Origin of the sequence: Myxococcus sp. CA023, assembly GCF_010998615.1 — a bacterium.
Lineage (GTDB): Bacteria > Myxococcota > Myxococcia > Myxococcales > Myxococcaceae > Myxococcus.
The window spans coordinates 173,481-183,568 of sequence record NZ_JAAEAH010000004.1 but is presented as its reverse complement, the minus strand read 5'-3'; the positions used below and the strand labels follow the sequence as shown (position 1 = coordinate 183,568).

The following is a 10,088-nucleotide window of genomic DNA, read 5'->3' as shown; positions in this document are numbered from 1 at the left end:
AGAGGTGTATAAGAGACAGGGTGGTGGTGGCGGGCCCACCGGAGGAGGTGGTGGGCCTGCCCTTCAGCCAGACCGCGCCCTTCCTGGAGGAGGCGCTGGGCTGAGCTTCCAGCGCCCGCCGGAGCCTCCGAGCCGTGGCCGTGAGGGCCGCCGGGCTCGGAGGTGGAGGCTGCGGAATCAGCGCGCCTGCGCCTGCGCCGCGGGCACGGACAGGCCTTCCGCCTTGAGCGTCTGGCTGGCCATGCCAGACATGCTCTCCGCGAGCGACTGCACGGAGCGGGTGGCTTCCTGCGTCTCCTGCACCGTCTTCAGCGTGCGCTGCATCTGTCCGGACAGCTCCTGGATGGCCTGGGCCATCTGGTGGGTGCCCGCGTCCTGCGCGCTGACGGCGGCGGTGATCTGCCGCACGCTGGAGCTGGTGTCGCCGATGATGTCGGCCAGCTGCTGGAACTGCGCGCTGGAGGTCCGCACGGCGTCGAGGCTCAGCCGCACGCGCTCGTCGCCCTTCTCACTGGAGCGGGCCGCCTCACGCATGCTGTTGCTGACGCCGTCGAGCACCTCGCGGATGCGGTGCGTGGCCTGGATGGACTGGTCCGCCAGACCGCGCATCTCCCGGGCCACCACGCCGAAGCCACGGCCGCTCTCGCCACTGCGCGCCGCCTCGATGGCGGCGTTGATGGCCAGCATGTTGGACTGGTCCGCCAGGTCCTTCACGGAGTCCACGATCCCGGAGACCTCGCGGGTGCGCTCGTCGAGCGCGAAGATGCGCCGGGCCATGTCGGAGACCTCGGTGCGGATGGCCGCCAGGTCCGACAGCGTGCGCTCCAGGGCGGCCGTTCCCTCTCGGCCCACCTGTTCGGCGCTCTCCGCGGAAGCCGCGAGCGCGCTGGCCTTCTCCGCTGTCATCTGCGAGCTGCGGCGGATCTCCTTCACCGTCTGCTCCGCCTCTTGGAGCGCCACGGCCTGACGGCTGACGCCCTCGGTCTGCTCGTCGCTGGACGAGCGGAGCTGCTGCACCACCGAGGCGAGCTCGCCGGCGCCGTTGCCCATGCGCTCGGCCAGGTTGCGCACTTCCTGCGCGCGCGCCTCCAGTTGGTGGGTGTGCGCTTCAAGCGTGCGCACCACCATGATGGAGCGGCGGGTGACGATGCCCAGCAGCGACAGCGTCAACGCGACGTAGCCCCAGTGCGTGACGTTGCCCAGCGACCAGCCCACCAGGCCGATGACGGGGAGGATGGTGAGGACGATGGAGAGGACGAGCCCCGCGAAGCCACCGACGAAGAGGCGCGCGTCCGGGTTGCCCAACCACGCCTGGGTGATGGCCACCGAGAGCACCACCAGCAGCACCACCATCGCCATGGGGAGGAAGGGCACGAGGATGCGCTGCCCGATGCCCAGGTCCAGGAGCGTCGCCAGGGCGCACACGCCCGCCACGGGCGAGAACACCATGGCCGCCTTCTGGAACCAGCCGCGCCGGTTGTCGAGCAGCGCGTCCGCGACGAACTCCATCAGACCGGCGACGAGCAGGAAGATGCCCATCGTGGTGCCCAGCGTGGCGGCGGCGGACGAGCCCCACAGCGCCGTGGGCATGCCGCTCAGGCCCAGGAGGATCAGGCCGCCGCTGGCCGCGGAGACCGCCAGGCCCGCCAGCATCCGGCGCCGCCAGTGGAGCGCGAAGGCGCCACCCGCGCCGAGCGCCACCGCCAGCAGCAGGCAGCAGATGACGAAGGGCGCCTGGCCCTGGCGCGTCACGTAGACCAGCAGGTCATACTTCGAGCCCACCTGCGCGGCCTGAGCCACGCCGATGTTGGGATTGCTGGACTGGATGCGCAGCAGCACGCGCTTGCCCTGCGCGTCGCGCGGCAGGGGCACGATGTGCCAGGACAGGTTCTCGCCAATCTCGTAGCTGTCCGGCCGGATCTTGCCGCTCGTGTAGATGTGCTGGCCGTCCGCGTACACCTCAAGCGCGTGGGTGATCTCGCCCAGGTACAGCGCGGGGTCCGTCCAGCCACCGTCCGGGATGGGGATGCTGAGCCACATGAACTTGTGGTCGCCACGTCCCTCCGGCGCCACGAGCGCGGGCGTGGTCCGCCACTCCTTCGAATCCCCCGTTTCCTTCGCCCACAGGGGCGTGCCCTCCGAGCCCACGGGGGAGTCACCCCACCGGAAGCGCCACCCGTCGAGCACGTTGACAGGAGGTCCCGCCTCGGCCGCATGGGCCGAGGACGTGAGGGCAAACATCAGCAAGAGTGCGGAACAGAAGCGGAAGCCAGCCATGGAGTGCGTATGGTCTTCCGCCCGGGCACCGAATGTAAATGGGTCTTCCCGACCTCTCCCGAGAATCGATTGACGTTGCTTGGACTTGACGTCCCCAGAGAGCGTGGCAGGCAATGAATGCCGCGAATTTTTTACTTCCGGTGAATTCCGCGCTCCGGCAGATCGTGGGGGAGGCGGCCCACTGGCAAGGTTGTTCCTGGAAAGCCGGGTGATCCTCTGCGTCCGGACCGCGTTCCGATCGGGTTTGAACGGCGACCCGGTGCGTCATGTTGAGTCCGAGGCGGGCGGGGGCGCCAGCCGGGGGACCCACTCTTCCCTTGGGGTGGGCCAAGCGGCGACACTGGGGCCATGGCGCATCTGGAGTTGATCCCCAAGCGGGACCTGTCGAGCTTTCGCAAGCTTGCGATTGGAAGTTGGAAGACGGCGTACGACCCCACCGTTTACGGAACGCTGACCGTCCGCATGGACAAGGCGATGGCCTACATCGAGGCCTTCCGTCAGCGCACGGGCGTGCGACTCACGGTGACGCACCTGGTGGCCAAGGCCATGGGCGAGGCGCTGCGCCGCTGCCCGGACGCGAACGCCATCCTCCGCTTCAACCGCATCTACCTGCGCCAGCGCGTGACGCTGTCCACGCTCGTCGTCCAGACGGACGGCGGCAAGGTGGACCTCACGTCGGCCCGCATCGAGGACGCGGACAAGAAGAACCTGAAGGAGATCGCCAACGACCTGGAGGAGGCGGTGCGCCGCGTCCGCGAGCGTCGGGACGTGGCCCTGGAGAAGGGCAAGGGCACCATCCAGAAGATTCCCTACCTGTTCCTCAACACCTTCACCTGGCTGCTGTCCTTCTTCATGTACACGCTGAACCTGGACATGAGCCGGTTCGGCATGCCGAAGGACGCCTTCGGGTCCGCCATCATCACCAACGTGGGCTCGCTGGGGCTGGACACGGCCTACGTCCCGCTGGCGCCGTACACGCGCGTGCCCATCTTCGTCGCGCCCGGCGCGGTGAAGGAGGTGCCCGTGGTGGAGGACGGCAAGGTGGTGCCGGGCAAGGTGATGAACATCAACGCCACGTTCGACCACCGCTTCATCGACGGGTTCCACGCGGGCGTGCTCGCCAACACGCTTCGGGAGATGCTGGAGAACCCGTTCGAGAGCTTCGACGCGCTTCCGGAGACGGCCGACGTGGCTCCGGTCGCCGCCGTGGGGTAGGGCGGCTCACAAGCCGCTGGCCTCACCTCCGGGAGGAAACCCGGACCAGGCGGAAGCCGATGTTGGGCGCCGCCCCGGTGTCGCTCGCGGAGCGGAAGCTGACCCGCAGGGCGTCCGCGCAGTCCGCCCATGAGCCGCCGCGCAGGACGTGGACGCGCTCGGGGATGCGCTCGCCCAGCACGCACAGGGGGGACGTCTTTGGCGAGCGCCGGTAGTAGTCGGCGTCGTAGTGGTCCTGGCACCACTGGCTCACGCCGCCCGCCATGCCGAAGAGGCCGTAGTCGTTGGGCGGGAAGGCGCGCATGGGGCGGAGCGAGAAGTCATTGAAGCGGTCGAAGTCCGCGCGGCTCGCGTCTGGAGGTTCGTTCCCCCATGGGTACGCCGCGCCACGGAAGCAGCCCCGCGCCGCGCGCTCCCATTCGGCTTCGGTGGGCAGGCGATAGGTGACGGAAGGCGTGCTCAAGCGCCGCGCGAACCGTTCCGCGAGCGAAGGGTCGACCGCGACCATGGGCTTCCGGTCATAGCGCAGCGGGCCCTCGCCCGCGCGCGCTGGCGTGCCGAACAATTCCTGTGAGGTCTTGATGACGCCGTCGCCGGTGCTCCATCGCGTGTGGGTGGCGTGGGCGTGCCAGTCACTGGCCTTCAGGGTGTCGTTCTCGCAGTACTGCAGACGAATCTTCGAGTCGTTGAAGTACGCGAAGTTGTCGGCGAATCCGCCGAGCTGTTCGTCCGTGGGGAACTCGGGCGGTTCGGGCCAATCCAGGAGGCGAGCGAAGGCGCTCCAGGACAGCGGCGTGTCGCTCATCCAGAACGCGGACAACGTCACCGCGTGGGCGGGGCGCTCGTCGGGGTCGCCGTCGTCGCTGCCCATGATGAACGTGCCCGCGGGGACATAGCGGAACACGAAGCCGTTCTCGATGACGGTGAGCTGTTCCAACACGTCCTGGAGCAACGGCAGAACGTCCTCGCGCGCCTGCCAGGCCACCGCGTCCAGCGTCGCGGCGGCGCCTTCCAGGTCTCCACTGGCACGCTGGGCCCGGGCTTTCCCCAGCGCGGCTTGGATTACCGACATGCGCCCCCCTGCCCCCGCCCCGTGCCGAGCACGGGCAGTGGATGTGACGCCTGGCCAGGTCCCTGGGACTGGGCCTGCCAGGGGTCCTCCGCGAACGCGGAGCCATTGTAGAACTGCGCACGCGCGCGGCAGCCCCCGGTGAAGCGGTCTCCCGCCTGCTTCGCCCGGAGGCGCTGGAAGGCCTGGCCGTCACGCCAGATGTCCTCGAAGGGTCGCGTCCGGATGTTTCCGGACTCGAAGGCCCGGCCCAGGAAGCTGCACGGATTCACGTTGCCCTGGACGGAGACGGAGGCCACCGTGTTCGCCGCGCCGCAGCCCGGGCCCTCCGTCACCACGCCGCGTATCTCCTCTCGCGCCGAAGGGCTGAAGGGGTCCAACGCGAAGAGGTCCGAGTCGGCTTCGACGCGCTCCAGCCGCGCGAGCGCGTCCACGTAGCCGTCGAACGTGGGCATCAGCTCTGGGTGTCGGGTGGCGGTGCCGACGGGATACAGCGGGCGGAAGACGGCGGTATGCGCGCCCACCCGCCGGGCCAGTTCGACGCAGGCCTCGACTTCCGCCACGTTGTCGCGCGTCAGCGTGAAGGCGAGGGTGAAGCGCGCATGCTGGCCGAGCAGCGCGAGCTTCTCCATCACCCGGTCGAAGACACCAGCGCCCCGCACGGCATCGTTCGTCCCCGCCTGGGCGCCTTCCAGCGACACGTTCAGCCACACCAGCTCGCGCTTGCCGAGCTCACGCGCCCACCGTTCGTCGATGAGCAACGCGTTGGTGGTAATGCAGGGATGGAGGCCGTGGCCCGTCGCCGCGTCGAGGATGTCCAGCAGGTCCTTGCGCATCAGCGGCTCGCCGCCGGTGAGTCCCAGCCGGAAGCTGCCCAATCCGGCGAGCTGCGCGAAGAGCGCGTCCATCTCCTTCACGGAGAGCGGGGACTGATTGCGCGGCAACTCCCCTGCGAAGCAGTGCGTGCACGTGAGGTTGCACGCGCCAATGACCTCCAGGTGGACGGCGAGCGGGCCCAGCAGGTGGTCAGGTGGGGGCGCCCGGTCGATGCGGGCCGCCGCGAGCCGGCCATCCATCCGGAGGTAGCCCTTCGTCGACAGGTGCTGGATGAGCCCGATGACGGCGTCCCGGTCGCCAGCCTCTGCATCACCGATGACGTCGTCCGCGGTGTGCTCGGTGAGCCGGGTCAGCACGGCCGCCGCGGGGGCGTCGAACGGCATGTAGCGAGAGGAGCGCCGGTCGAAGAGGAGGGCGCCGAAGTGCTGCGGGATGAGCACCAGGGAAGGGCGGCTCATTTGAAGCCCTCGTCGTCCACGCGGAAGGACCACCGCACCCAGGCCTTCGTGGCGCTCGAGGCCAGGCCCAGGCCCGTGGCGTCGTCCGTGAGCATCTGCCACCGCCAGCGCTCGTTCGTCTTCGGTTCGGGAACGGGCCGTTGCACCAACGGCGCGAAGCCCGCGTCGGCGAAGTCCGGTAGGCGCCAGCCTTCGGGAGGTCGCCGCGTCGTGGCCTTCCATCGGCCATCCGGAGCGGATGCCAGTTTCTGGTGGACCGCGCTGGCGATCTCCGGATCCAGCCGGGCCTGCATCATGACGAAGCCCTTGTCTCCGGGATGGTTCACTTCGAAAGACAGGACGTGCGAACCCGGGGTGACGTTCACCCGTTGCTCCACGAGGGGATTCCCATCGAGGAACAAGCCGCCGTCCGGGACGCCATTTACGTAGGAGAACAGCGACAGGCCGATGGACGCACCGGACCTTCGCCAGCGAAGCACCACACCGCCACAGCCCGCGGGCACCTCGCAATGGCTGTGGACCTCCAGCGCGAGCTGGCTCGACGTCTTGCGGTAGCGCGCCAACGCATTGAGACGGAAGTCGTCCGAGTCCGACATGCCGGTGTTGTACCGCGCGCCGCGCACCGCCGCGAAGCGCGCTTGAGCCGAGCATTCACGGTATTCCTGGAAGGTGTCGGGTCGAATGTCGGACATCAGCGGAAAATTGCGCCACGTGTTGCAGGGCTACTCTGGTGATTTCGGCAACGCCCAGCGCTTCGACGTGGGCGGCCGGTGGAACGGCAAGGACGGCATGCCGGCCAGCGGCGCGCTGAATAACTTGGGGCCGTAGAGCGTGCTCATTCTCTCCAAGGACCCGTGATGAAGCTCGAAGGCTCCTGCCACTGTCGCGGCGTGCGGTTCAGCGTGGAGACGCATCACCCGTCTCCCTTCATGCGGTGCTACTGCTCCGTGTGCCGCAAGACGCAAGGGGGCGGAGGCTTCGCCATCAACCTGTCTGGGGACGCGCGCTCGCTCAAGGTGCGCGGCCGGCAGCACGTCAAGGTGTACCGGGCGCGCATCCAGAATCCGGAGGACGCGAAGGCGCACAAGAGCAAGGGGCAGCGCCACTTCTGTGGCCGCTGCGGCTCCGCTCTGTGGCTGTATGACCCGACGTGGCCGGAGCTCATCCATCCGTTCGCGTCGGCCATCGACACGCCACTTCCCGAGGCGCCCGAGCTGGTCCACATCATGCTCGAGTTCAAGCCGGACTGGGTGCCCGTCCATGCGGGCAAGAAGGACAAGAAGTTCCAGCGCTACCCGAAGGAGTCCATCGCGGAGTGGCATCAGCGCCACGACGCGGAAGTGGACTGAGGCGGCTCGGGGGGCCGCATGCTGTCCGGACGGGCGGCACGACGTTGCCCGGAGCGTGGGTTGTGGCGGGTGCCTTGGGGGGCCAGCGTGTCTTTCATACGCGGAGGCAATCGATGGCACAGGGCAGCTCGCGGCGAATCCGGTATGCGGTGGTGGGGGCGGGGAATATCGCGCAGGTGGCTGTACTTCCGGCCTTCCAGCATGCCCGTGAGAACTCGGAGTTGGTGGCGCTCCTTTCCTCCGACGCGGAGAAGCGCGACGTGCTGGGGAAGAAGTACGGCGTGCGGCACACCGCGAGCTACGACGGCCTTGAGCAGGTGCTGCGCGACGCGGACGTGGACGCGGTGTACATCGCGCTGCCCAACACCCAGCATCGCGCCTTCACCGAACGGGCCGCTCGAGCGGGTGTGCACGTCCTCTGCGAGAAGCCCATGGCGACCTCGGTGGAGGACTGCGAGGCGATGATTCGCGTCACGGACGAGAATCACGTCAAGCTGATGATCGCCTACCGGCTCCACTTCGAGGAGGCGAACCTGCGGGCCATCGACCTGCTGCGCTCGGGGCGCCTGGGTGAGCCGCTGATGATGTCGGCGCTGCTGACGCAGCAGGTGCGGACCGGGGACATCCGGACGCGCGTGGACGTGGGCGGAGGCGCGCTGCTCGACGAAGGACCGTACCCCATCAACGCCGCGCGCTACCTCTTCCGTGACGAGCCCACCGAGGTGTTCTGCTACACCAACGAGGAGCAGGACCCTCGCTTCAAGGGCGTGGATGCCACGGCCTTCGCGTTGATGCGCTTCTCGAATGGGCGCGTCGCGCAGTTCGGCATCAGCCACGCCGCGTCGGCGGTCTCCAGCTACCGGGTGGTGGGGGAGAAGGGCGATCTGCTCGTCGAGTCCGCGTTCGGCTACGAGAAGGAGCGCAAGCATGTCCTCACGCTGGAGGGCAAGACGGAGGAGCGCGTCTTCGCGACGCACGACCAGTTCGCGCCGGAGTTGCTCTACTTCTCGCAGTGCGTGCTGGAGGACCAGGAGCCCGGGCCGTCCGGCCGGGAAGGGCTCGCGGACGTGCGCGTCATCACCGCGATGCAGGAGTCCGCGAGGACGGGGCGCCGGGTGAAGCTGGGGGCATTCCCGATGAAGCGGCGGCCGTCCTTGGACCAACTCATCGTCCGCCCCGCGGCCAGGCCGCCAGCGCCGGTGAACGCGCCCGCGCCAGCGCAAGGATGAACTTGCGTCCACTGGAAATATTTCCCACGCGCGAGCTTCTTCGTGCGCTGAATGTGCGGCGACATCCGCCTCCGCAAGTCGTGTCAGACCCCTGATGCATTCATTGCCGCGAACCGGGAAACCAGGGGGTCGGCAATGACATCACACACATCTCATCAGGGCACCCACGCGGTCGAGCACGTTCTGCAGCGGATTCGTCGTTGTGCCGCGGACGTCACGCGCTACCCCGTGGACATCCTGACGGCGGACGCGCAGCTCGAGGACGAGCTCGGCATTGATTCCGTCAAGCTGGCGGAGATCGCGGCAGTGGTCGGGCGCGAGTTCAACATTCCGTCCGAGCGGCTGCCGCGGGGCGCTCAGGCGCGTAGTTTGGGCGCGATGGCGGACGTGGTGGCGCGGCTGCTCGCGGACACGCAGCCCGCCGCCGTCGCGAAGCCTCCACCGGCGCCTGTCGCGGCTCCCGTGCCCCCGGTGTCGTCAGCGGGCTCACCGGTGGAGAACCTGGAGGCGCGGGTCCGTGCCGTTCTCGCTCGGGTGACGCGCTATCCGGAAGAGCTCTTGACGCCGGAGGCGGACCTGGAGGACGAGCTGGGCATCGACTCGGTCAAGCAGGCCGAGGTGATGGCCGTGCTCATCCAGGAGCTGGGCCTGACCGATGCTCCGCAGCCTTCGCAGCGGCTGCGGACGATTTCCTCTATCTGTGAGATGGCGCGCGCTCGGCTGGCGGTCGCGACACCCGTGCGCGAGGACCGAGCGCCGCGTCAGTCGCCGCCGCCAGCCGTGCTGCCCTTCGCGGGGAAGGTCGCGTTCGTTACGGGCTCTGGGAAGGGGATTGGCAAGGTCATCGCGGCTCGCCTGGCCAGCTCGGGGGCGACGGTGGTGGTGAACTCGTTCCACTCCCGTGACGAAGGAGAGCGGACGGTTCAGGAGATTGTTGACGCAGGAGGGAAGGCGTTCCACGCCTGGGGCTCGGTCGCGCAGGAAGAGCACCTGGACCGGATGTTCGCCAGCATCGAGGCGCAGTTCGGTGGGTTGGACTTCCTGGTGTGCAACGCGTCCAACGGCCTCATCGGACCGTTCGACCGGATTACTCCGCGCGACTGGGACAAGGCGTTCCGCACCTGCATCACGGGGACCTATGAGTGCGCCATGCGCGCGCGGCCCCTGATGGCCCGGCGTGGCGGCGGCAGCATCGTGACGATGTCCACCTCCATGTCCCAGCGGTACATGCACGACCTGGGCTGTCAGGGCGTGGTGAAGGCCGGGGTGGAGTCGTTGACACGCTACCTGGCCGCGGAGCTGGCACTGGATGGCATCCGGACCAACTGCGTGTCCGCGGGTCCGGTGCATGGCGAGCTGCTGCGCATGTTCCCCGACGCCGCGAGCCGGGTCGCGCGCTGGGAGTCGGCAACGCCAGGCGGGGAGATCTGCACTGCCGAGGATGTCGCCGACGTCACCGAGCTCCTCCTGGGGCCCAAGACGCGCCGGGTGAACGGCGCCATCTGGGTGGTGGATGCGGGGCTCTCCGGCACGGTGGACGGGCTGTTGCCGGGCGCGCCGGAGGCACTGCGTCCCGAGGCGCGGCGCGGGTCTCACAGCAGTGCGCACGACGTGCGAGCGCTCCTCGCGCTCGATTCCTGAACCTCGTACCGGA

General features: G+C 68.7%; 9 protein-coding genes. 5 read left to right on the top strand and 4 right to left on the bottom strand.

Annotation, left to right across the window (positions count from 1 at the left end; translation table 11 throughout):
• Positions 1 to 177: 177 nt before the first annotated feature.
• The gene (locus tag F8M74_RS02630; protein WP_141253411.1) at positions 178 to 2,391 is read right to left on the bottom strand and encodes a methyl-accepting chemotaxis protein; all 2,214 of its coding nucleotides are present in this window, start codon (positions 2,389 to 2,391) and stop codon (positions 178 to 180) included.
• Positions 2,392 to 2,625: 234 nt separating this feature from the next.
• On the opposite strand from F8M74_RS02630, the gene F8M74_RS02625 reads away from it, so the two are divergent.
• Entirely contained in the window at positions 2,626 to 3,492 is an 867-nt protein-coding gene (locus F8M74_RS02625; protein WP_141253412.1) for a 2-oxo acid dehydrogenase subunit E2, read from the top strand.
• Positions 3,493 to 3,514: 22 nt separating this feature from the next.
• Here F8M74_RS02625 and F8M74_RS02620 read toward each other — a convergent pair whose 3' ends face one another.
• Genes F8M74_RS02620 through F8M74_RS02610 form a run of 3 tightly spaced genes read right to left on the bottom strand, consistent with a single transcriptional unit; the run spans position 3,515 to position 6,548 of the window.
• On the bottom strand, positions 3,515 to 4,564 hold the full coding sequence (locus F8M74_RS02620; protein ID WP_141253413.1) for an SUMF1/EgtB/PvdO family nonheme iron enzyme: 1,050 nt from the start codon (positions 4,562 to 4,564) through the stop codon (positions 3,515 to 3,517).
• Positions 4,555 to 5,856 carry a radical SAM protein gene (locus tag F8M74_RS02615; protein ID WP_141253414.1) on the bottom strand — a complete coding sequence of 434 codons (1,302 nt, stop codon included), beginning with the start codon at positions 5,854 to 5,856 and terminating at the stop codon, positions 4,555 to 4,557. The genes F8M74_RS02620 and F8M74_RS02615 overlap by 10 nt, the downstream gene beginning before the upstream one ends.
• The gene (locus F8M74_RS02610; protein ID WP_228559127.1) at positions 5,853 to 6,548 is read right to left on the bottom strand and encodes a hypothetical protein; all 696 of its coding nucleotides are present in this window, start codon (positions 6,546 to 6,548) and stop codon (positions 5,853 to 5,855) included. The genes F8M74_RS02615 and F8M74_RS02610 overlap by 4 nt, the downstream gene beginning before the upstream one ends.
• Here F8M74_RS02610 and F8M74_RS02605 point away from each other — a divergent pair.
• The 4 genes from F8M74_RS02605 to F8M74_RS02590 all read left to right on the top strand — a co-directional run bounded on the left by F8M74_RS02605 (position 6,538) and on the right by F8M74_RS02590 (position 10,075).
• Entirely contained in the window at positions 6,538 to 6,684 is a 147-nt protein-coding gene (locus F8M74_RS02605) for a hypothetical protein (RefSeq protein ID WP_163884313.1), read from the top strand. The two genes, F8M74_RS02610 and F8M74_RS02605, sit on opposite strands and share 11 nt — an antisense overlap.
• A gap of 29 nt (positions 6,685 to 6,713) precedes the next feature.
• Positions 6,714 to 7,205 (top strand): GFA family protein, encoded by a 492-nt coding sequence (locus F8M74_RS02600; protein ID WP_163884312.1) that lies wholly within the window; start codon positions 6,714 to 6,716, stop codon positions 7,203 to 7,205.
• A gap of 113 nt (positions 7,206 to 7,318) precedes the next feature.
• Positions 7,319 to 8,434 carry a Gfo/Idh/MocA family protein gene (locus F8M74_RS02595; protein ID WP_171410069.1) on the top strand — a complete coding sequence of 372 codons (1,116 nt, stop codon included), beginning with the start codon at positions 7,319 to 7,321 and terminating at the stop codon, positions 8,432 to 8,434.
• Between the two features lie 135 nt (positions 8,435 to 8,569).
• Positions 8,570 to 10,075, top strand: coding sequence for an SDR family oxidoreductase (locus F8M74_RS02590; protein WP_141253417.1), 1,506 nt, complete (start codon positions 8,570 to 8,572; stop codon positions 10,073 to 10,075).
• Positions 10,076 to 10,088 lie beyond the last annotated feature (13 nt).